Genomic DNA, 20,872 nt, shown 5'->3' with positions numbered 1-20,872 from the left:
TTTGCAATTTCATTTTCAGAAAGCGAGTGATTTCCAATTAGTAGTCGGTCTCGGCTGCCGGTGATGTTAAGGCCGATAGGCCGTAGATCAAGGTCGGTAACGACGATTGGCGATACATTTCCGGTCGTTAAACGTAAGACGACGGTGGCTCCAGCCATAATAGTCAACGTTGTCGGTTCCCGCCTAACTAAGAAAGCCGGGTGGATCGCCTCGTTGTCATCGACAACCAGCTTCCACTCTTGCCGAGCATTGCTAGTCGGTGATGCGAGCCAGACACGCGGAAAAGCTCCCTCGCCAATAAGGATAGGATGGACCGAACTGGCAACCTCGAAAATGTAATTAACCTTGCGCAACAAGTTACTGCAGAGAATTATCTCGCTTGGCGGCTTGTACCCCGTGGGCGCTGGCCCGCGCGGTTTGGCTTTAAGCATTTCAGGAATCATCTTCGATACCTAAATGAGCGTCGCTAAGAAGGCGCTTATCAAACGTCTTAAAAAGTTTGCGGCGCTGCTTGTCAGCGGCAATGCCGATCAGGACGATGATGATAGATACAGCAACCGCAATTTTTAGATTGGCTAGGTCGGATACGGATGCGGGCACCCCCCGCAACCAGCTCCCCCCGATCGGAACAGCATAGGAGAAAATGGCGCCGACTGCTCCCCCGAGCGCCAGTGCCGAATTGCTAGTTGAGCGGACTATCTTCCATTGTAGGGACGTTAGTGATGTAACGCCGCTGACATATGGCACTTCCTTCGTAAAAACTTCCGCCGAAGGAAACGAGTGGTCAGCACGCTTAGGCAGGTGCGGCGGGGTCTTCACACCTGTAGCTAGGCCTAGAAGCCCAAGCAGGTCAACCGCACTTCTCTTTATGCTCCCCACTCCGGCCCCTCATCATCGGGATAGAACGCGTGGGGATCGTACACCGGTCGCTGCGCCGGCCGCATCTGGCGGGGAGGCGGGGCTTTCGGAACATCAGGGACCGGGTCGGGCAGGGTAGGCAACCCTCCTCCGAACCGGATCCGGATATAGGCCCCGTTCCCGTGCATCGCCTGGAAGACCGCGGTCGCGTCGTCTTCCTTCATCCGCTTGCCGATCAGGGGCGCACGCTCGGCGCTGACGTAGCCCAGCTGAGTGCCGCGATCGCTGAAGATGGCGACGGCGTTCGCGTCGAACGGGTTCTTCGGCTCGAGGCGTAGTTCGACGACGTCACCCGGGGCGCAGAGCATGCACTCCATGCGCCTGTTGCTCTTCGACTTGTCCTCGTTCGGGAAGTCGATGCCGACGATGGAGGTGGTGAGCTCGTCCATGTGCTCGATGTATCCGCCGGCGTCAGATAGCGAAAGGGCGGTCCGGTGAGGGACCGCTCTTCTGGTCAGGCTGCGAGCTTAGCGGGCGGCGGAAATTTCTGCGCCAACCTCGTGAGCCCCTTCGGCGTTATGCGTGCCTGGGTGATGATCTTCTCCGAGCCGTCAGAGTGGTGCACCGTGGTCGTCTTGTGCTCCATCAGCCCCTGCTGCAACTTGGTCGCATAGGCGATGTCGCCGCGGCCGCCATGCGGCTGATAAATCCAGCCATGCGCGCGGAGAAATTCGAACAGCGACTTCGGGCGCAACTGGAGGCTTTTCGCTGCGTCGGTGATGCAAAGACTGCCCTCGGCACTGGCGATCCGGTCGAACACCTCGAGCTTCGGCACCGCAGCAGAAGCCCAATGCATCGCGTATGATGCTATTTGCTACTATTTGGAGCGTGGCATGGTCGAGGCGAAGGAATGGGAGGATCGCGTCAAGGCGATGCTCGAGGCTGAGTTGAAGCGGAAGGGCTTCACCTACGCCCGGCTCGTCGGCAAGCTAGCGGATATCGGCGTGATGGACTCAGAGCCAAACATCAGGAACAAGCTGGCGCGGGATAAATTTACACCGGTGTTTTTGATCCAATGCCTAGAAGCGATCGAGACGAAAGAGCTTCGTCTGTAGCTATTGCCGGATTTTGCGGTCTCGCAGTATTCGGAGCACTTGTTCTTATCTGGGCAATTGGTTCGCTAAACGGAAAACAGACTGAGCAACGCCAATCCCAACCCCACCGCCATGCCATAGCCGCAAAGGCTGGCACGGATGAGCGCTGTGCGAAGGTTAATCGTGCCGACCTTTTTGAATGCGTCTACGATTCCGTAGAGACCGCCGAGGAAACCGCTCGCGCCGAGCAGGATTTGACCGCACAGCAGCGCGCCGCTTGGGCCGGGATAATTGCTGCCATCATCGCGTTTGTGTCTATTCCGATTGGCATATTCGGACTCATAGCTTTGCTTCGATCCCTTGAGCAGACCGACAGGTCGCTGAGTGAAGCCAGAGTGGCTAACGACATTTCGAAAAAAACTGCCGAACTTGAACTGCGAGCCTACATATCGGTCTCCGATGTTTCGGTATCTCATTATATGCCTGATGCATTTCCGACTTTTACTCTCATCTTCAAAAATTCGGGACAAACGATCGCCCACGATGTGGAATGTTTTGGAGCCGTAAAGTGGCGTCCGCATCCGGAATCAAGAATTCGATTTGACTACCGATTCTTTGTAAAGTTTGATCTTCCCCCAAACGAGGTTCAAAATTGGCTTTTTAGAGAAAAAGTTCCACTTGGGTTAATCAAGGCTTGGGACGAAACCAATGAAACATGGGTTGCGCCTCATGGTATTTACACTGGAGTTATCCGCTATAGAGATATTTTTGGAAAACGACATTGGACTATATTTAAGTACCGAGTCGCCCGGGACTATCTTGACGAAAACGGGGCTGGAAAACTCGTGCTTTGCCGGCGAAGTAATCGCTCCAACTAAACTTATTAACATCGCCAGAATAATTTGAGACACGCTCTAGACCCTCTCGGCAAAGGCATCGTGTCGCAAACAATGGCATTCCGGTGTGTCAGGCGGGACACCCGTAATCGCCTTGGTGCGTTTGCTACATCATACCGCAGAGTTTGAGGGCCGCCCATTCTGGGAAAGCTATATCCCCGAAGTGAGAGCGATCCTTGCCGCCCTTGACGAGACCGAGGAAGAGCCGATTGACCGATCGTGAGGTTATGCTGAAGGCGTGCGACATTCTTGCAGAGCATGGCGCGCTGACCGCAGTCTATATTATTGGTCAGTTGGGCGACGTGCTTGGCGATCGCGTCGCCGTCGAAGACTGGCGCTGGGTTGCCACTGCGGTCGACGCGATCATCGACGCGGAAACCTTCAACGCGAATTGAGAACAAAAGCGGAACGGTGTAACTCACGCCTCTGACGAGTCGGAGTCGTGTCGCCGTGTCCAAGCCTAGCCGAACGACGTTCATCGCCTTGGTGGTGCTCGACGACGCGATCAGAAGGCTTCGGGTCGATGGCGCGCTGAGACATCCACAGCACGGCGTGCGCTTGGCGCTGGCCTACCTCTACTCGATCACGCTGTCGAAGAACCGGGAACCGTTTGACGACCTCTGGCGCACCCTGACGGGACAGGATCGTCAACCTCCAGAGTTCCGGGTCACCTGGGCCGGGACGCAGTTCGCCCGCATCTGCGACGACATCGGCGTACCGCATGACATCGTCCTGACCGAAGCGCTGGCGAAGGGAAGGGCGGACCCTACGCCCAACCCCCAGCGACCAGCGCAGCCTGGAACGACATAGCGTATCCGGCCACCTTCTCCGCGCGATCGATCCCATTGATGATACGCCGCGCCGACGTGAACTGCGCGACTGTCGCGCGCTCCGTCGCCGGCAGGTAGCTGGCGAAGCGTTTGCCGGTGAACCAGCCTTCGGTCATGCCGAGGACCATGATCTGCGCGGAGATCTTCGTCTCCAGCGCGCGATCATAATTGGACTTCAGCGTGCCCTTCAGGCCGAGCTCGTTGTCTGCGCGCTCGTAGTTATAATCCCACGTCAGCTGGACATCGCCGCGGCCGTAGGCGACCTGACCGCCATGCTTGCCCGGTTTGCCATATGGATAGTTTCGGCCTCGTCCGATCTCTGGAATGGGCTGCATCCGCTGGGCGGTTTCATGGAACGAGGTGGCGAGCCCGTACGCGACATACGCCAAGGGCGAGGCCTGCGCAGCGAAAGCGGCAAGCTTCGCCTGGATGCCCTCGACCTGCGCCTGCGTCATCGTCCCGAACAGCGGGCGAATCGACGCGAAGAATTTGGCCGGAGACGCCAGCCCGTGCGCCGGGCGCGCAGGGGCGGTCGCCGGCTTTGATGCCGTCGTGTTCATAGGTGGTCTCCGATGTGGTTGGCCTGCGGCGATCGCGCGCAGGCTGGCGTCAGTCGATCTTGTCGAGTGTCCGCAGGGTTGCGGCCATCTCCGGAGGCACGACCGGCTTGCCGGGTAGCGCCGCGTCCAGGACGTCGATCGCGCTCTGACCGCGCTTCTTGAAGAAGGTAATGATGCCCGCGCCGACCGCGCCGATCATGCCCCCGGTGCCGAGCGCGGCGAACAGGTCGACCTGGTGCTCCACGATCCACACAGCGGTGATCAGCATGGCGAGCCCGGTGACGATGCCGTCGAGCACCCAACGCTTGGGCCCCGCAGCGTCTAGAGTAATGAACAGCCGGACCATGAAGCAGGCGAGCAGCCCGACGAACATGGAACCTGCCGGAAACGAATAGCCAAGGACCGACCAGATGACCGGTGCCGTCACGCTCGGCACCGCAGCGATAGCCCCCTCGCGCATTACCTAAGCCCGACGGCAGCGGTCGCCATTAGCAGGCTCACGACAAGGATTGCGATCGGTCGGCGCAGCTGGGGCCACCTCGACCACATGTCGACGGGGAGGGGAGCTTTGCGCAACTGGAACTCAAGCATCGGTTCGGCGAGGATATGCAGGGCCATCCACAGGAAGCCGCAGCCGACCGAGAGCGGATCGAGCCAGCGCTTCAGCAACGCGACCCGCTCGATCGTATCGGCGTCCCCCGACGACCACGACCACAGGCTGACGGCCTCTGCAGCCCCGCGGCTGGCGACCGCGCAGCCCGCGAGCAGCACGATGATCCGGTACACCGATACCGGGTCGGTCGGGTGGTCAATGCTCCGCGCCGCCCAAATGCGCCGTGCCTGCTTGCCCGCCATCATCAGGCCAAGGCACATTGCCGCGGTCATGACGAACAGGTTCCAGGCGAGCAGCCCCGGGTTGTCCGCAAGGGAGGGAGGGGCAAGCGCTGAGGTCGCCCGCATAGCCTCCCCGATATAATTGCTCGTGGCTGTCGCGGTCATGCGTCATCCTTTCCTGTGGACCCGTGGGCGATAGTAAAATTGTCCATGATGACCCTCTTGCAGAATCGGGTAAGATGGGAGTTCGAGCGCCAAGGATGCGAAGATGATCGAATCACGAAATGACGTGCTTGTTGCCCGCTACGAAAAGAGTTGGGTTGGCGGGCCTGATCATTCGCAAGTCCCTGCTCATGCGCGAATACTGCACGGCGGTCGGTTCCGAGACCGGTTCATGCCATCCGTTCGCGAGCGTCAGCCGCGGGTCGAAACGGGAAACTTCTTGTATGGCGGCCCGCTCAAGGTTCACTTCGGCCATATCATGGTGGACTCGATCATCCGGCTATGGGCGTTCGATCCGGTTCGACACGATCAGGTCGTCTTTGCTAAGCTCCAGGAGACCCGGGGGATCACCGACTGGATCTCAGAGATCCTGTCGCTGTTCGGTGTCAAGCAAGAGCACGTCCGGCTCGTCAATGGCGTCGCGGCATTCGAGCGTATGGAATTCGCGGAGCCGGGCAGCCGCCTCGCGTCCGGCCCCAGCGCTGCCCATTTGGATTACCTAGACGGGCTGCCACTGAGCCGCACAACCGGCACACCGAAGAAGGTCTATTTCGGCCGGACGCACATGATCGCCAAGGGCACCATCCTTGGGGAAAGCCATTGGGCGGCCGCGCTCGAATCCAACGGGTACACCTGCGTCGTGCCCGAGCGAATGACGATCCACGAGCAGACGTCAGTGCTCCGCAATGCCGAGAGCGTCGTCTTCCTTGAAGGAAGCAGCATCTACTCGATCGAACTCCTGTCGAAGATCGCGGCGCCCGTCTTCATGATCCCGCGCCGCGCCGCGACCGGCCACCTGTTCGCCCCGCACATCGCGCCCCGTACAAGCTTTACAGTCCTCGGGGATCCTGAAACGATCGTGCGGCGCTTGACGGCAAAGGGCGCTGGCGGACCGTCCTCCCCGAGCTACTCCCTCAACCCGGAAGACCTGCACGATGACATGGTCGCAAAAGGCCTGATCCGGGGCAGCTTCTCAATGTCTGCATATCGGGAAGCCGAGCGGGCTGACGCGGCAACGTACTTTGCCAGCCAGCCCGAAATCGGAGAAGCGCAACTCGCCGACATCGAGCAGGTGCGAGCCGGTCAGGGCGCGCGCACGATCTCGACACGGTAGGATTCCAGCGTCGCGGTTTCGGTGCCGACCGCGAGCGTCGCCGTGATCGTCATCGTCGTTGCGACGCTGGTTTCCAAGACGCCCACCGCTTGATTCGCAGTCCCTGTCCCGGTGCCAGGCGACGTTGACGCATTCGCATGGCCGACCTGCGACGACGTGCTACCGCGGTTCTGGATACGGCGCACATCATCCATGCGGACCGTGGTCGCACCGCTTGCTGCGAAGTTCAGCCACGATTGCCCCCAGCGGACACGAAGCGTCTTGGTGTTGGTCGAGCCGGTGAACGACCAGTTCGTGATGACTTCGACCGCGTCGTTCGGTCCCAGCGCGGGGATCGCAATCGTGGCAAGCGTGACTTCCGAAGTGCTGCCGGTCGTGCCGGCCGCGACCGCCGAGGTGGCAATCGTTGCGCGGCTTGCGAGGCCGGTCGCCTCGACGTTCCACTGCACACCATCGAAGAACAGCGTGCGCGAACCGTAGGCCGCTGCGATCGTCGTCGATGTACGCCCGTCGATCAGGCCACCGCCCGAAACAACGATCGTGATCGGGCGCAGGTTCGCATCCCCCTTGCCGTCCTTGATCGTGACGCGCCGCCCCTGCTGGTCAAGGCTGGGCAGGGTGCAGGTCGTGGCCTCGCCCGCGGTCTTGCGGATCACCACTAGGTCATCCGCCGTCGCGATGCTCACTGCCCCGCTCGCCGAGATCTCGCGGTATGCGCGGATCCGCCCGAACGGCGTTTTGAAGGCGGAGGTCGAGGCCTCCATTACCGACACGCCAGCGGCCGCAAAGGCCACGCGCGCGGTGCCGGGTCGATACATGCCGGTCGTCAGGTCGTTGTTGAATGTGTGCGCCGGCAGTGCTGCCGATCCGATGTTGGTCGAGATCGGCCGAGCAGACATGGTTGGCGAACCGTCGGTGAACACCTCGAAGTAGGTGGTGCCGGATGACCCATAGGCGGCTCCGGTCGGCTTGAGACGCCAGCCGACCGTTGGACGGATAGCGCTGCCGATCGACGGAACATCATCTGTCCCGTCAGCGAGCAGCAGAGCCCCCAAGGTTCGCTGACCCGTCGCCAGATCAAGCTTCGCATAAATCGTATGCGCGCCGACGATCGTAGGAGGCGCGGTGGTCCCATGTTCCACGCACCCGGTGCAGATTGTGAAGTCCGTGGCGCCTGTTTCCAAGAACAGCCGCTTGAGGCCGATGATCGTAATGTTGGTGATTTCGTTGAACAGCGACGGAAAGCCATTCGGCATGTCCGACGGCGTATAGTCCTCGAGATAGGCTCCGGTCGCGCTTCCTGCAGAATGCGGAGGATTGATGCTCGCGCCCGTGTCGCCGCTCCACTTGCAGTATTGCGACCCTTCGAACCACACTGGCGCGAGGAAGTTGTAGGGGCTGTACGCGGCACCGGTTGCGCCTGTGCATCCCAGGTTGATATGCCGATTGTTCATGACACTTACGTAAAGCGAATACTGAAGACGAATGCCAATAGTGCATTTGTCGAAGGTGTTCCCGGATACGTCGCCTGCGAACAGCTGCCCACCGGAAACCCGATTGGTGCGGACGCCGACGACGCAATTCGTGAATTTGTTACGAATGACGCTGAACTTATTGTAATTACGCTTGAAGGCGATGCCCTCGACGCAATTGACAAACTTGCAGTTTTCAACCGTTCCACCCTCGCCGACGATGGGTGTACCGTCATCGCTGGTGTAGATGGCGGTATCGCGCGAGCCGTAGAACTCGCAATCGACGATCGCGAAGCCCTTGATCCCGCTACCGGGGAAAATTGCCGCGTCGCCACCCGCGACCTGCCAGTGGGTGCCGGCTGTGAATGTCGTGCCGATGATGCGCAGGAACTCGCAGCATGGGTTGCCGGAAGCGTCCAGCATCTTGAGGGAAATGCCGTCGGTGGTCCCCGACACTCCTGGATTAACGGGCGGGATCGATCCAATGAACGGGACGGTCGTGCTGACTTTCTGGTTCGACTGGTCAATCGTCCCGCCAATCCAAGTGATCTTGATGGGCGATTCGACGCCAGTGGACGGCACCGAGAATCGGATCAGGTCGTGATCAAGGTTATCCGCGAAGATATAAGCTTTAGGATCGCACTGGACGAAGAGCGACGCCGCCAACATAGCGTACACGCCGCCTAGCGCTGGCCCGCGGTTCGCAACTCGGTAGCGGCCCGGCCCGACGATGGCCGGTTTTCCTGCATTCGACGCGCGCTCGAATAGGTCTATCAGGCCATCGGTGCTATCCGCCACACCGCTCGGATCGATACCGGCGATGTCGGCGCTATGAACGACGTCCGCTGCGCGCTGCTGAGCCGTGCGCGCAGTGCCCCCATAGGGCGCGATCAGGTTATCCGCCTTCGCTCCGAGGATGCCGTCGACCGAGGCCAGCTTCGCGTCGACGTCCGCGCCCGCCTGCGCGGCCGCCTCGACCGCCGGCGCGCGCAGCTGCGCATCGTATGCCGCGAACGAAATTCCAGCGGCCTCCCACGGGGTTATACCCGCCGCACCAGCCGCGCTGACGATGACGATGCCAGACGATTCCCCTACCTCCGCCAGGATATCGCTGCTGGGGCCCGCACCGACAGCCGCAGAGGGCCCGACGGAGGTCGTGAAGCTGCCCGCCAGCCATGGGGCAAACCCATTCTCGACGATCTGATCTACCTGATGCTTCAGGCCGATTCCCACGAGCGCAGCCGATTGCGTACCGGTCATCGGAAACGCTACCTCGTTCCCAGCACCAGTTGCGCGAATATCCGCAAACATCGTCGACCGAGCATCAAAAACGCTCCAGCGGAAAGACATGCCAGTCAGATCGACGAGAGCGCCATCCTTCCGCTTGATCTTCATGACCAAGCGGAAGGCTGCGCCGCGGATCACGCGGACGTCCTGGTTGCGATCGAGAATCGCTGGAATGCTCACGTGCGCGCCCTCGCGCCGCGCAATGCTGCCCGGTTGGTCATACCGTTCTCCAGTTCGATTTTAGGTGTTGAGGCGGAAGAGCTTGGTAGCGATCGAGAAGCTGGCTCCGATCGCGAGCACCGGGGCCGAAATGCCGACGTTGATCGTCGTCGAGGTCACCGCGACCGCATCATGGATCGCGTACCCGTCGAGCGCCTTGGCAGGCACAAGGATGATCGGATCGCCGGCTCCGAGGCCGAAGGACGCCGGCACGGTGATGACGACGCGTCGTATGCCTGCCGTGAGGGCAACGGTCGCGGTCTGGCCGATAGTGACGGTGCCGAGCAGGGCCGCGGCGCTCTTTCCGTCCGCCCCGTTCTTGCCGTCGGTCGCCCGAAGGCTGGCAAGCCACTGGGTCAGGGTGCCCCCATACCCGGCCGCCCGCGCGATTTGATACGCCGATGCTCCGTCGGTCCCGTCTTTGCCGGCAAGGCCTCTCAGGGCATCGTCCTGGGTCGGATCGCTGACCAGGTTGAGCGTGATGTCGTTGCCGAGCGGCAGGACGCCGCGGAGGAGGAACACCGCCGTCGGATCGTTCAACTTCGGGGGCGTGAGAGATAGCCGCATCTGCATCATGCCGCCCGATCCGGGCTGCATGACCATGTAGACGCGCCGGTTTGCCGGGACGGTTTCGTGCATTGCGACCCTCCTGATCAGGCGTCTGGGAGCGTGCGTGGCGTGTACCCGCCACCTCCGTCGCCGCCTGGTGGCGTCGGGGAGCTTGGATAGGTGCCGTCCTCGGCCGAGGTCGACACGTAGCGGACGATGACGTTGTCCGACGACAGGATGCCAGTGCCAGAGGGCAATTCGACGATGTAGCTTTGGCTCGCAAGGCTCCACAGAACGACGTAGCCGGTCGAAGCTGTCAGGCCGGAAATCGTTGCCGAGGGGAAGGATATCCGGCGCCCGTCGTCGATGTTGGCTTCGAACGCGACGATCTGAATCGACGTATTGAAGCTGGTGACGGGGTAGATAATCGACTGGGTCGCCCCGATGATTTGGTACGCTGCGCGGCTGGCACCGAAGGATCCGGCTGTCGCCGGCCCAAGAATACGGCGATCGCCGATGACACCGCGAACGCGATAGCGAATGCTGACCTCGTACTGGGTTCCTGGGGTGACGCCGGTAAACTCCTTTCGGTTGATCGTCGGCGCGTCGATCCCGGCACCGATCCAGCCGTCCTGTGCTGCGGTTCCTGCCACATACGGACGATAATCGAAGATGACGGCGTCGGCCGTCGCCAAAGCGACCAATCCCTCGGCGACGATCGCCGGGATCGATACGCCATTGGCGTTGAGAGTGACGCCGGAGACCGTCCAGTCGGTAGAGGCCGGGGCCGCGACTGAAGGGTCATAGGCGCCGACAGATGCCGTTGGTGGTGGCGACGTCGTCTGACCGAGCGCGAAGGCGTGCTTGCCGTCGGTCTCCGATCGGACTTCGAAGGTGACCTTTGGCGTCGACGGCTCGATCGTGCGGCGAAGGATCAGCACCTTTAGCGGCGCCAGGTCACCGCGCTGGATCGTGACGCAGTCGCCTCCCTTGTAGTTGATCCATTTCGGAAGGAGCGGGAACGTGCCGGGTCCGAGCTCGCGTGTGTTCTCGATGTCGTAGCGCGCCAGGGTCGCCGCCTGCTCGACGTCCTGGACGAGCGAATAGGTGATTTCCTTCGACCGCTCGTCGCCGTCCTCGGTGATATGTTCCGGCACGCGGATCGGCGCAGCGGGCACCATCTCCCACTGATGGGTCTCCGACCGATAGCGGGGGATGATCGTGTTGATGCGGCTGCGGATCGGCTGCATCGCGGCCAGCTTGGAATCGCCGATGATGTCCGCTTCGGTGATCGTCGCAAGCGATACGCGCGGCGCATTGACCATGCAGCCGATCCGCGCCCCGGTCTTCAACGGTTCGCCAGCACCGGCCTGTAGCATCTGCTTCAGCACGTTCCACTTCGTGTCCGGGCGAGAATAGACGACGCCGCCAAGCTTCCAACCGTTCGCATCCGCGATGTTCGCGCCCTCGACGAAGTCGGAGACGATGATGCTGTCGATCGCCGCGCCAAGGCCCATGACCCGCTTGCCGTTCTGATGGCGTCCGATGCACCACGTCAGCGCGTGGAGGTATGGGTTCTCCGACCACGTCCAGGTCGCCTCGTTGTCGTGCCGATGCGACCCGCTGCCGCCTGGATAGGTCGAGTCCAGGCGAGGGTCATAGGTGAGCACGCCGCGGATGATCCAAAGCGGCGCGGGCACGCCATTCTGGAAGAACCGCTGCTTGCTGTCGTACCGCAGGCGCCAGATCGCGGCTGCCAGACCGGAGAGCTTGTGCGCGGTCGTCCAGCCATTCGGGCGCGCGGAGGATCCGGCCTGAACGGTCAGCGATGCGCTCTCCGGGCATAGCCCGCGCTGGGTACGCTGGAACATCTTGTCGCGAAAATCGCCGATCGCGTTGCCGGCGCCATCGAAGCTGATCGTGCCCTTGTCCGACGTGAAGCGCTCATAGCCATCGATCGGGCCGGCACCCGAGAAAATCGTCACCAGATCCTGCAGATCGTTCGGCGTGTTCGCCGACCAGCCATCGCTCGCGCGGCGAAAGACGATGTTCCCCGCCGTGCCCGTACGCCCCATGAGGTATGGGACGCCGGCATTCGGATCGGCGGTAAACTCCGTCTGTGAGCCACCCGCGGTGCCATCGGGCTTCTTCGCCGTCAGTGCCGAAGCAAGGGATAGCGCACCAGCTGCCACCGAAGCGATCGTCGCGATAGTCGACACAGTTGCCAATAACGACGCGGTCGCTGCCGTGGCTGCGGATACGGTGAACCCCGCGCCCAGAAGGCCGGCGCTAGCAACCGCGCCGAAGCCGGTCGCCGCGAGCGCTACCGCTCCAACGAGCAGGGCGGCTTTAGCTGCGAACTTGCTCACTTCGGCACCACACGCCAAGCGGCCGTGATCTCGATCGGCTGCACGACGACCGCACCGGGTGCATCGGGATGGTAGCCAAGCGCGCGACCATTGCCGAGCGCGACCGCCATTGCATCGAGACCATCCTCGCTGGGGATCTGCAACACGTCACCGACGAGCAACGATGCAAACCCGATCCGCGGCAGATGCAGAACCTCGTCAAGCGCATGGCTGACGGACGGCCAGCCGAGACGGGCAAGCGCGCGTTTGGCGCCGAGCAGACTGCTATACTCGCCGGCCTTCGATATACCGACGCGGTACCCGAGCTGTCGCAGATGAAACGCGGTCATCTTGGCGCAATCGAACCGGCCCCAGGCGTGCGGAACGTCCTGAAAACGGTCGAGGGTTGCCTGCGCCGCGTCGCGCCGCGCGACCATGACGTGCTGCGACCTCATTTCAACGCCACCGATCCGAGATTATTGGTGCCCCATGGGATTGTCTCAGCGACACCAGTGACAAAGGCGAGGCCCTGTTCGCCCGGCCAGATATCCTGATGATGGCTGTCCGAAAGCCGGATCCCTTCCTCAAGGTCGAAGAACCGGTCAAACTCACTGACAATGTCGTAATCGACCGTCCGCTTGCGGCTGCCCCAATTGATGGTCGCGACGTCAAGCTTGCCGTCGAACAGCAGGAGGGGGTCGGGAACGACGATGCCAGTCCCAGCAGACACGACGCCAAGCCAGCACCGGACGCGCGAGCCCTGCATCGCCGATGCGGCAAGCTGGGCGACCGCGGCATCGCGCGACGGATTGAGCGTGAGGCTGATCTGCGGCGCTTCGTCCCCGGTGCCGTCCGAGATGCTGTCGATCGATTCGATCGTGCCGAACTGCGGATCCCGTCCGACGAACAGATTCCACGGTGCTGTAGCGAATGCACCAGGCCCATCGATCAGACGCAGGGAGTAGCCCGGAAAGTCGATCTGCACGGCGCCGAAGATGCGGACAACGCGCGCGGCCATGGCGGCCTGCATCGCAGAGGTGAATTCGCCCATGGCTATTCGATCTCCGAGATGGTCAGGCTCAGCCCGACGGTATGCGCGCGCTCGTCGGTCCAGCCTTTCTCATTGCCGGAAAGAGCACCCTCGATGATCGGCACCGCAAATTCGCACACGTCGTCGGCGTTCGGCGATCGCCGCAGGGGCGGCCAGATCGGCACGGTCGCCGCGCCGCTTCCGTCCGCTGATACCGGGCCGGTCGCTGCATAGAGGAAGCGCTGACCACCGATGACGATACTGAACATCTGCGCGTCGCGGATGCCGTACCCCGCGGCAAATCCGGTCAGGACGAGCGATTGCCCGGCTTGCCCGGATCCGCTGATGCGCGGAGCGCCAGGGTCGCCGATCACAAGCCCCGGCTGAGGCACGGGATAGAGCACCGTGTCGCTGACGCCGCGAAGCAGCGCGGAGATCCAGGCGCGACGATCTTCAATCCAGCGCAGTTGGCCGGTGACGAGATCGAGCGCGAACCGGCTACCGAGGCGCTCGAGCCGTTGCGCAGCACCCGGCCCGGTTGGCGTTTGCCATGCGCCGAAATCGAGCGGACGCATCGTGGCAGTCTTAGGCGGGCGGGCCGTGGGGAGGGCGGTTGCCATCAGGCTAGGGCCCTGTTCTGCGCTAGCGAGAGGTTGCGACCCGCCATCTCACTGCCACCCATCGCACCGCGCGCTGCGCCGATATCGATACCCTCGGCCACCCAGCCGCGGACGGTTTCGGCGAGCACGGCATCATTCGCATGGATAATAATGGTATGGCCTCCCCGGCTATTACCGTTGCTCGAAAGCATCCGCCGAGTTTCGGCCGCAGGCGTGACGCGCGAACCGCGCGCCATCGAGACAAGTTCAGGCCCGTTCTCACCGACGAGCGAAATGCCGCCGCCCCAATATTCCGTACCGGTCGCGTTGCTGCCGACCTTGGGTTTACCGCTGATGAGGGATGCCAATGACCCGATGAGTCCGCCCGATCCGCTCAGCTTTCCGATCTGGCTCATCGTCCATTTCGCCGCCAGCTGTGCGATCGCGTTGATTCCCATCTCCTTGAAGGAGTCGAAGATCGAGCGCGTCCCGCCGCTCATGAGGTTGCGGTAGAGCCCGGCGACGGTGCGGACACCTTCTTGCTGGACGCGCTGCCGGCGCTCGTTCTCGACATCCCAAGCGCCGATCTGCTCGTCCTGCTGGGCACGCCATGATGCGTTACCGGCTGCAAACGGATCCTCGATTTCGCCGAAGATCGTCTTGAACGATGCGGCCATCTGCGTTGCCGCCTTCTCCTGCCGCTCTTTCAGCAGGGCGAATGAGTAATCACCCGCCTGATCCGCCGTAATCTTCCCAGCCCCCCGGAGAGCGGCGATCTTCTTGAGCGATGCAGCATATTCGTCGGCCGCGGCGCGCGCGGGGTCGAATTGCTTCACCACCTCCTCAAGATCGCTGTCGAGTTCGCGATTGGCTTTGGCGAGATCGCGGGTATCCTTCGCAGCATCCGCAGATGCCGCGCGCTGCGCCGCGGTTTTCGACCACTCGATATGCCAGTGCCCGGTTTCGGCGAAGACCTTCGTCAGCCGGACGCCCTCGGCCGCAAATGCATCCTTGATCTTCTTGGCGGTGACCCCCGCTTCGAACTGGATATCGAGAGCGTTGCCGCGTTCGTGCGCGCTGGTGCCGGGCTTCGCGACCGGGTTCTCTTTCGGCTTACCTTGGGCGATCCATGCATCATAAAGCTGCTGCTGCCGGGCGGCGCTCCGGTCGGCACTGTTGACCTGCAGGCCAGCGGCACGGGCGATCGCAGATGCTTCGCGCGAGGTGACCTCACGGCCGTACTGGCGGGAGGTCTCGCCGAGAGCCTTCTGCTTGTCCTGTTCGGCTTTAACGGCTGCTGCCCGGTTGCGTTCGATCGTTGCGAGTTCGCGAGTGAGCGCGCCGTCGACGTCCTGGCCGGCCTTGATCCGAGTGCGCGCCGCGTTGCGCGCTGCGATCGCCTGATCGTCGTACTGCTTCTTGATCCGGGCCATCGGGTCCGCCGCGCGTGCCGCTGACTCGGTCGCAAGGTCGATGCGCGTACCCATGAGATTGCGCTTGGCCTCATCGATCGCGGTCTGGTTCGCCTTCAGCTGGTTCTGCAAGCCAGCAACCCGACCCGACGATTCCGTCAGAGCAAGCGTGCCAAGCTCGCCTCGCTGGCCGGGACCTTGCGACCGCTGCTTGTCGACGTTCTCTTGAGCGATCGCCTGATCCAGCATAGCGGCCGTGATCCCGCGGATCGACATCTCTCGTTTCAGGTTCTCCTTCGCGAGGATGTTGGCTCGCTCGGCCGCCGACCGCTCGCCTTTAGCCGCAGTATCAAGCGCCTCGGCCTGCTCTCGGATCGACGCGGCGACGCCTTCGACCGAGCGCCCGAAACGCTCCTTCGCCTGCCGATTGATTTCGGTCTCGGAGGCGTCCTTTTTCAGCTTGCCAACGGCATCGTCGATTGCGCTGCTGAAGTTCAGAACCTTGCTCAGCAGCGGTCCGAGCACGAGCAGGCCGGCAGTAATAGCAAGCCCCCAAGGCCCGATCATGAATCGCGCGAAGTTGCCCGCCTTGCCCTCAAGGCTGGAGAACTGGCCTGCCACCTGCCCACCCTGGATGGCGAAGACCTGCAGGACGTTCGTGCCCATGCTGATCTGGGTGAACGTATCCTGCAACTGGTAACTCAGGCCCTGCATAGCCGCGCGCTGCTGCCCCGCCGAGTTGCGCGCCATGCCCTGGCTGACGGTGACTTTCTCCAGCGCGGCCTGCTCTATACGAAGCTTTGCCACGTACTGGTCAAGCGACAGCGTGCCGGCACTTACGAGTGTGCGAGCTTCACCGATTTCGCGATTGAACCGTTCTTGCGCGGCGAACGCTGGATCGATTGCCGTGACGAGCGCCCGCGTCCGAGCGGCAAGGTTTTCCTCTTCAGCTGCCAGCGCGGCGAAGGCCATGGCGGACTGCCTCGCCGACCCTTCCGAACTCGTCTGTCGGTCACCTGCCGATGCCGCGTATCCACCACCGAATCGTGTGTTGGATCCAGCGGCGGCATTGACCTGCATCTGCAGGGCCGTCTGGGGCATGATCGCTGAGATCTTGGCCGCGGCCAGGCGTTGCCGCTCCAGAGCCGCTTCGACGTCCCTGCCGGCATTCTCGTACGACTTCGACCATCGCTTCGCCTGAACATCGCTCGCATCGCCAATAGCTTTGAACGAAGCTGTGCCAGCGCTACCGATCTCCGCAAGATCGGCTTTGACCTGCGCCTTACCGACGGTGCCGAGGCGAATTGAAGCTGGGTTTGCCATGCTATTCCCCTTCGGATGCCTCGGCGAGGCGGTTGACGATCACGGCTTCGACAGCCGGCAGCACGTCAGCGAGCAGTTGCATATCGACGTCGAGTGCTTGGCCCATCGTCATGACCGCGGCGAAATCGAGCGCGAAAGGCTGACCGCCGCCGCCAACGCGCAGCTGGCGGTCGCAACCGGTCAGGACGTTCCAGACGTCTTCTTCGGCTTCGGTCTGCGCTTCGTGGAGGACGTAGGGGCATTCGGCGCATCGGTCGCCGTCGCCAGCGGAGCAGGTGAGCCGGCAATAATCCGCTCCCCCGTCGCCTGCGTCGAAATGCCATCCTGCGAGGGCGACGATTCTTTTCCCGGCGCGGCACGCTCGCGCTCGCGCTGGACGAACGGGATGACATACGCAGCGTCGAACGCTTCGAAGGTCAGCGGGTCGGCGAGAAGCATTGCCTTGTTCTCGTCCGTGCATTCGAGCGGGACGCCGGTACCGGTGTCGTCGTCATCGGCCATGACGCAGACATCACGCCAATCGAGTACGCCGGCAACGATCAGAGCAAAGCTAAGCGCATCGCCGAGCTCCTCCATCTGCTCGGTTACCGACGCGGTCTCGCCACCCTCCGCGCCGTCGGTTCCGAGCGCCTCCAGAGCGGCGCGGCGCGCGCGACGCAACATCGGTCGGGTGATAGGCGCGAACAGTACGCTCGCGCCCATCACCGGGGTCCAGAGGGGTTCTGCCTGCGCCTTTTGTGCGACGAGCATCAGGCGTAGCTCGCGACGTCGTTCGAAAGCACGATCTCGACCAGAGGGCCACCAGCGGAGCTCGCGATCGCATTGAATTCGGCCATGATACCCCCGGGACCCGTTACAGGGCGCTTGACGCGGGGCAGGAACAGTCGAGGCATCGTGATGCTGATGCCCTGATTGCCGAGCGACCATTGCAATGTGATCCTGGCTGGAGCGCCGGATGTCGCCTTGTTGTAAAGCACCAGGTCTGCAAACTTCGTCGTCAGCGAGAGAGACGCGCTCGGCATGCCTGCATCGATCCCGTTGATTTCGCTGTCAGGCCGGATCGTCTCATCCTTGTCGAGGCCATTCGAGAAGCTGAAGTTTGCCTGCGTAACTTCGCCAGCCAGTTGCTCGTCGATTACAACGGCGCCGCGCGCCGCAGCGAATCTATCGATAGCCCCTGGCGACGCTAGCGAACCCGCGTTCGAGGTGAGAGACGGGACGGTCTCACCTTTGCCGATCAGGCCGATCGTGGCGGTAGTCAGGCCGGAGCGCTGCATATTCACCTGGAGCGTGTTCGCGCACACGCCATAGTGCGTTGAATATGCCGGCCGATCGGGCATGCCGATTTCGATCGATGCGGAAGGCAGTGTCGGCATACCCGAGGTAAAGACGTGGCTGTATCCACCGCTGACCGCGGTCGTCACGGGTGAACCGAACAGCATCTTCATCCACGTGCCGATCGCCCGGGCATCCAGCGGGACCGCAACATCGCCATCGTTCGTCACGATATCGTAGATTGGGTCAAAGGGAACGCGCCCCTGCCCGAGCAGATCGCTTTCGATCAGCGGCTGGACGGCGCCCAGCTGCGAGGAAACGAACGGCAGCTTCGTATAGCCGCTCACAGGTGGGGTGCCGTAGGTGGTCTCGAATGCAAGGCCCATGATGGCGTTCTGGCCGCGTGCTCTACCCATAATAGGTCTCCTGTCAGGCGAGGGGATTGGTCGTGGAATACGACGCGATGATCATGAGTTCGGCGCCCCGGGGAGGCTGGCCGCCACCCTCGGTGTAGATGTCTTCCGTCCCAGCCGATGACGTGTCGAGCCAGTCGCACAGGCCACCGAGCGTCCGGTCGAGGGCGATGCCTTCGCCGATCGCCACCAGCATCTCGTCAAGCGCCTGTTCGCTGCTGATACCGGGACTGCCCGTAGTGGAGACCTCGATCGGTATCCGGTGGTCGTAGAAATAGGTGAGGGGGCTGAAGGTGTATTCCGGCTCACCTGGATCGCCGGTGCGGACGATGACCATGCCGGCTGCGGGGATCGTCGCCGGCGGCGATTCCTTTCCGTCCAGGCCCAGTACCTTAGCGCCGGGCAGGGCGAGTTCGATCAGATCCTTGACCGCGATCAAGACGTCGAGACGCTTCGACATCAATCGGCCAGTCGACGTTCGAAGGCTGATACGAAGGCGTCGCCCCAGCGGTCGGCTGGCTTCTTCAGGTCGAGCAGCTTGGGCAATTTGACGGTGCGGACGAGTGTGAACATCAGCGTGAGCTCCAGCTTGCCGTGGGCCATGCGGCCCTTGGTGGGCTTCCGGAGACCGCCGGACTTCGTCGTGCGGCGATCGCGGGCGAGGAACGCCAGCAAGCGTCCAGCGCGACCATTGAGGATCACGAACTCTTGATTGAATTCGGCCTGCACCTGGTCGGGTGTCATGCGCTTGGTCGATGACGCTCGACTGCTACCGCGGGCACGGGGCACGTTCCTGGTCGGGATCCAGAGGTATTTGCCGCCACCCACCGGGCGGATGGTCGCGCCGCGCACGAAGCTGTCGATGATCTCTGGCGCGTTCGACCAGATGTAGCCCGACGGGTTTATGCTCTCGCGCTTCTCGGGATAGACCCGGTCACGCCAGGTGTTCGCAAGGCGTTGGCCCATACCGTTCGTGGTGACCTGCTCGCGCAACTCTGTGACGGCCGGCTTCGACGTCTCGCGCATTGCTGCGGTCGCCGCCTTGGCTATCCCGCCTTCCATTTCGGACATCATCGCCGAGAAGTCGGGCAGCCCAATATCGATCTGCATATCAGGCCGGGTTCGCGCCGCATGTCCAGCCAATCCGCTCAAGGTCGAGCACCGGATCGCCGAATAGAGTGAACGTCTCGCCGCCGACGACCTGATCGTCGACGATCGCGCCGTCGATCACGATGAAATCGCCGTCCTTCGGGTCGGCAACCTCGGACCGGCGAAGTTCGAAGAACGTCCCGGCATTGTTGATGATGCGGCCCTGGCCGAACGCGGTTTCCCGATCCGGTGCGCTGCGGATGACGCGGATATTGACAGGCAACCCGTCCGCCGGCTGAAATATCGCCGCCGCCGATCCTGGCGCCATGAACAGCGCATCGAGGGCGAGGTCGAACGGGTCAGCCATGTCAGGCGCTGGCGGCTTCGCGGTGCGCGCGAATGGCGGTGATGATATCGTCCTTGCGGCTGATGCCGGTCAAGTCGACGGATTCGGCTGCGGCAAGCACCTTGAGGTCGTCGACGAGCATCGCCTCCAGACCATCGCCGGTCGGGAGAGCGTCGTCTTCGTGATCACCTTCAGCCTCTTCTGGATCACCGGTGACAACGCCAGCGAGGACGAGGCGGCTGGCCTCCTTGTTCGATACGGTCAGCGGGTTTTCGAAGGTGTGCCGAACCGCTCCGGCCACGATCGTCGGGCCGAAGATCATGATCTTCTTCATAGGATGGCTCCAGACAATGGACGGGCGACGTATCGCGCACGCCGCCCGTCAATTTTCACCGGGTAATGGGGAGAAAACCCCGGTGGGTTAGGCGGCGATCTGACCGGTCAGCTTGACGCGGCCGGTCGCGTCTGCCGAGGCCGCGGCCTGCGTGAACGCGCCGATCAGGACGGTGCCGCTGGCACTGGTCGTCACCATGAATGCGGTGTTATCCCAGTACGCTTTGGCGCCGGGGGTAACTGCGCCCGCGGCCTTCGGAAGGTCGAAAACCTCTTCCGTGACGCCGACAACGGGGGCGCCGGACGCCGCTGCGGCTGATGCGACGGCGAAGATTGCGCCGACGAGGAACCCTTCGCCGCTGAGTAGCGCGCGAGGGGCGGTGAGGGTGAGGTTCTCACCCTTCTGCACGTAGTTCTTCATGGTTTGTCTCCCTGTCCGGGCTCAGCGCTGCCGAGCCGGGACGGTTGGGTTTCAGGCCGCGCGAGCGGCGCGGATGGCCGCGACCATCGCGGGCTTGGTGTTGGCCGTGCCGAGGGTGATACCCTCGTCCTGCGCTAGCGACTTGAGGTCGTCGGCCTTCAGGGCTTCGAGCCCGTCGTCCTCTTCCTCGTCGTCCGGAAGGTTCTCGGGGTCGCCATCTAGGCGCCCCGATTCCTTCAGCTGTTCCGCCTCGACGTCCGAGACGGTGAGCGCACCCTCGACGGGGTAGCGCACGGCTCCGGCGATGACCGCCGGGCCGATCAGGTTCACGATTTTCATCGTCTATCC

General features: G+C 62.5%; 26 protein-coding genes. 5 read left to right on the top strand and 21 right to left on the bottom strand.

Annotated elements, in window-relative coordinates; translation table 11 throughout:
- Positions 1 to 432: 432 nt before the first annotated feature.
- From ASE88_RS18630 to ASE88_RS01980, 3 genes are all read right to left on the bottom strand, one after another.
- On the bottom strand, positions 433 to 819 hold the full coding sequence (locus ASE88_RS18630; protein ID WP_156356862.1) for a hypothetical protein: 387 nt from the start codon (positions 817 to 819) through the stop codon (positions 433 to 435).
- Between the two features lie 47 nt (positions 820 to 866).
- A complete protein-coding gene (locus ASE88_RS01985) occupies positions 867 to 1,307 on the bottom strand; it encodes an HIRAN domain-containing protein (RefSeq protein WP_056474749.1) in 441 nt (146 codons plus the stop codon).
- Positions 1,308 to 1,372: 65 nt separating this feature from the next.
- On the bottom strand, positions 1,373 to 1,714 hold the full coding sequence (locus ASE88_RS01980) for a phage antirepressor KilAC domain-containing protein (protein WP_082466066.1): 342 nt from the start codon (positions 1,712 to 1,714) through the stop codon (positions 1,373 to 1,375).
- A gap of 37 nt (positions 1,715 to 1,751) precedes the next feature.
- Between ASE88_RS01980 and ASE88_RS01975 the strand changes: the two genes are divergently transcribed.
- The 4 genes from ASE88_RS01975 (at position 1,752) to ASE88_RS01970 (ending at position 3,658) form a co-directional block, all read left to right on the top strand.
- Positions 1,752 to 1,973: a DUF6471 domain-containing protein gene (locus tag ASE88_RS01975; protein WP_056474743.1), complete on the top strand. Its 222-nt coding sequence runs from the start codon at positions 1,752 to 1,754 to the stop codon at positions 1,971 to 1,973.
- Positions 1,934 to 2,830, top strand: a complete 897-nt coding sequence (locus tag ASE88_RS18625) for a hypothetical protein (protein WP_156356861.1) — start codon at positions 1,934 to 1,936, stop codon at positions 2,828 to 2,830. Before ASE88_RS01975 ends, ASE88_RS18625 begins: the two co-directional genes overlap by 40 nt.
- A 227-nt stretch (positions 2,831 to 3,057) precedes the next feature.
- Positions 3,058 to 3,243, top strand: coding sequence for a hypothetical protein (locus tag ASE88_RS18620; RefSeq protein ID WP_156356860.1), 186 nt, complete (start codon positions 3,058 to 3,060; stop codon positions 3,241 to 3,243).
- A 55-nt stretch (positions 3,244 to 3,298) separates the two neighbouring features.
- Positions 3,299 to 3,658 (top strand): hypothetical protein, encoded by a 360-nt coding sequence (locus ASE88_RS01970; RefSeq protein WP_156356859.1) that lies wholly within the window; start codon positions 3,299 to 3,301, stop codon positions 3,656 to 3,658.
- Here the strand turns inward: ASE88_RS01970 and ASE88_RS01965 are convergent.
- The 3 genes from ASE88_RS01965 to ASE88_RS01955 are packed head-to-tail and all read right to left on the bottom strand — an operon-like array spanning position 3,615 to position 5,237.
- Positions 3,615 to 4,238, bottom strand: coding sequence for a hypothetical protein (locus ASE88_RS01965; RefSeq protein WP_156356858.1), 624 nt, complete (start codon positions 4,236 to 4,238; stop codon positions 3,615 to 3,617). The genes ASE88_RS01970 and ASE88_RS01965 overlap by 44 nt on opposite strands.
- A 49-nt stretch (positions 4,239 to 4,287) precedes the next feature.
- Positions 4,288 to 4,698 (bottom strand): hypothetical protein, encoded by a 411-nt coding sequence (locus tag ASE88_RS01960; RefSeq protein WP_056474738.1) that lies wholly within the window; start codon positions 4,696 to 4,698, stop codon positions 4,288 to 4,290.
- Entirely contained in the window at positions 4,698 to 5,237 is a 540-nt protein-coding gene (locus ASE88_RS01955; RefSeq protein WP_056474736.1) for a hypothetical protein, read from the bottom strand. Before ASE88_RS01955 ends, ASE88_RS01960 begins: the two co-directional genes overlap by 1 nt.
- Positions 5,238 to 5,340: 103 nt before the next feature.
- Here ASE88_RS01955 and ASE88_RS01945 point away from each other — a divergent pair, with 103 nt between their 5' ends.
- On the top strand, positions 5,341 to 6,408 hold the full coding sequence (locus ASE88_RS01945; RefSeq protein WP_082466064.1) for a glycosyltransferase 61 family protein: 1,068 nt from the start codon (positions 5,341 to 5,343) through the stop codon (positions 6,406 to 6,408).
- Here the strand turns inward: ASE88_RS01945 and ASE88_RS01940 are convergent.
- From ASE88_RS01940 to ASE88_RS01870, 15 genes are all read right to left on the bottom strand, one after another.
- Positions 6,378 to 9,347 carry a right-handed parallel beta-helix repeat-containing protein gene (locus tag ASE88_RS01940; RefSeq protein WP_056474728.1) on the bottom strand — a complete coding sequence of 990 codons (2,970 nt, stop codon included), beginning with the start codon at positions 9,345 to 9,347 and terminating at the stop codon, positions 6,378 to 6,380. The two genes, ASE88_RS01945 and ASE88_RS01940, sit on opposite strands and share 31 nt — an antisense overlap.
- Positions 9,348 to 9,407: 60 nt before the next feature.
- Positions 9,408 to 10,025, bottom strand: coding sequence for a hypothetical protein (locus ASE88_RS01935; protein WP_056474725.1), 618 nt, complete (start codon positions 10,023 to 10,025; stop codon positions 9,408 to 9,410).
- Between the two features lie 14 nt (positions 10,026 to 10,039).
- Positions 10,040 to 12,304 carry a hypothetical protein gene (locus ASE88_RS01930; protein ID WP_056474722.1) on the bottom strand — a complete coding sequence of 755 codons (2,265 nt, stop codon included), beginning with the start codon at positions 12,302 to 12,304 and terminating at the stop codon, positions 10,040 to 10,042.
- Complete coding sequence (locus ASE88_RS01925) at positions 12,301 to 12,738, bottom strand: DUF6950 family protein (protein ID WP_056474720.1); 438 nt, start codon at positions 12,736 to 12,738, stop codon at positions 12,301 to 12,303. Before ASE88_RS01925 ends, ASE88_RS01930 begins: the two co-directional genes overlap by 4 nt.
- Positions 12,735 to 13,334, bottom strand: a complete 600-nt coding sequence (locus tag ASE88_RS01920; RefSeq protein ID WP_056474717.1) for a hypothetical protein — start codon at positions 13,332 to 13,334, stop codon at positions 12,735 to 12,737. Before ASE88_RS01920 ends, ASE88_RS01925 begins: the two co-directional genes overlap by 4 nt.
- A 2-nt stretch (positions 13,335 to 13,336) precedes the next feature.
- The gene (locus ASE88_RS01915) at positions 13,337 to 13,888 is read right to left on the bottom strand and encodes a hypothetical protein (RefSeq protein ID WP_056474714.1); all 552 of its coding nucleotides are present in this window, start codon (positions 13,886 to 13,888) and stop codon (positions 13,337 to 13,339) included.
- Positions 13,889 to 13,932: 44 nt separating this feature from the next.
- A complete protein-coding gene (locus tag ASE88_RS01910) occupies positions 13,933 to 16,647 on the bottom strand; it encodes a phage tail length tape measure family protein (RefSeq protein WP_056474710.1) in 2,715 nt (904 codons plus the stop codon).
- A gap of 180 nt (positions 16,648 to 16,827) precedes the next feature.
- Positions 16,828 to 17,397, bottom strand: a complete 570-nt coding sequence (locus ASE88_RS19090; RefSeq protein ID WP_056474705.1) for a hypothetical protein — start codon at positions 17,395 to 17,397, stop codon at positions 16,828 to 16,830.
- Positions 17,397 to 18,338, bottom strand: a complete 942-nt coding sequence (locus ASE88_RS01900) for a phage tail tube protein (RefSeq protein WP_056474703.1) — start codon at positions 18,336 to 18,338, stop codon at positions 17,397 to 17,399. Before ASE88_RS01900 ends, ASE88_RS19090 begins: the two co-directional genes overlap by 1 nt.
- 13 nt (positions 18,339 to 18,351) lie before the next feature.
- On the bottom strand, positions 18,352 to 18,795 hold the full coding sequence (locus ASE88_RS01895) for a hypothetical protein (RefSeq protein ID WP_056474699.1): 444 nt from the start codon (positions 18,793 to 18,795) through the stop codon (positions 18,352 to 18,354).
- Positions 18,795 to 19,445, bottom strand: coding sequence for a DUF6441 family protein (locus ASE88_RS01890; RefSeq protein WP_056474696.1), 651 nt, complete (start codon positions 19,443 to 19,445; stop codon positions 18,795 to 18,797). Before ASE88_RS01890 ends, ASE88_RS01895 begins: the two co-directional genes overlap by 1 nt.
- Before the next feature lies 1 nt (position 19,446).
- Positions 19,447 to 19,791 (bottom strand): hypothetical protein, encoded by a 345-nt coding sequence (locus ASE88_RS01885; protein WP_056474691.1) that lies wholly within the window; start codon positions 19,789 to 19,791, stop codon positions 19,447 to 19,449.
- Position 19,792: 1 nt separating this feature from the next.
- The gene (locus ASE88_RS01880; RefSeq protein WP_056474689.1) at positions 19,793 to 20,104 is read right to left on the bottom strand and encodes a hypothetical protein; all 312 of its coding nucleotides are present in this window, start codon (positions 20,102 to 20,104) and stop codon (positions 19,793 to 19,795) included.
- Between the two features lie 87 nt (positions 20,105 to 20,191).
- On the bottom strand, positions 20,192 to 20,524 hold the full coding sequence (locus ASE88_RS01875) for a DUF2190 family protein (protein ID WP_056474687.1): 333 nt from the start codon (positions 20,522 to 20,524) through the stop codon (positions 20,192 to 20,194).
- Between the two features lie 51 nt (positions 20,525 to 20,575).
- Positions 20,576 to 20,863, bottom strand: a complete 288-nt coding sequence (locus tag ASE88_RS01870) for a hypothetical protein (protein WP_056474684.1) — start codon at positions 20,861 to 20,863, stop codon at positions 20,576 to 20,578.
- Positions 20,864 to 20,872 lie beyond the last annotated feature (9 nt).

It is taken from the genome of Sphingomonas sp. Leaf38, from assembly GCF_001421825.1.
GTDB lineage: Bacteria > Pseudomonadota > Alphaproteobacteria > Sphingomonadales > Sphingomonadaceae > Sphingomonas.
The sequence above is the reverse complement of the archived record's forward strand: the minus strand, read 5'-3'. Positions and strand labels throughout refer to the sequence as shown.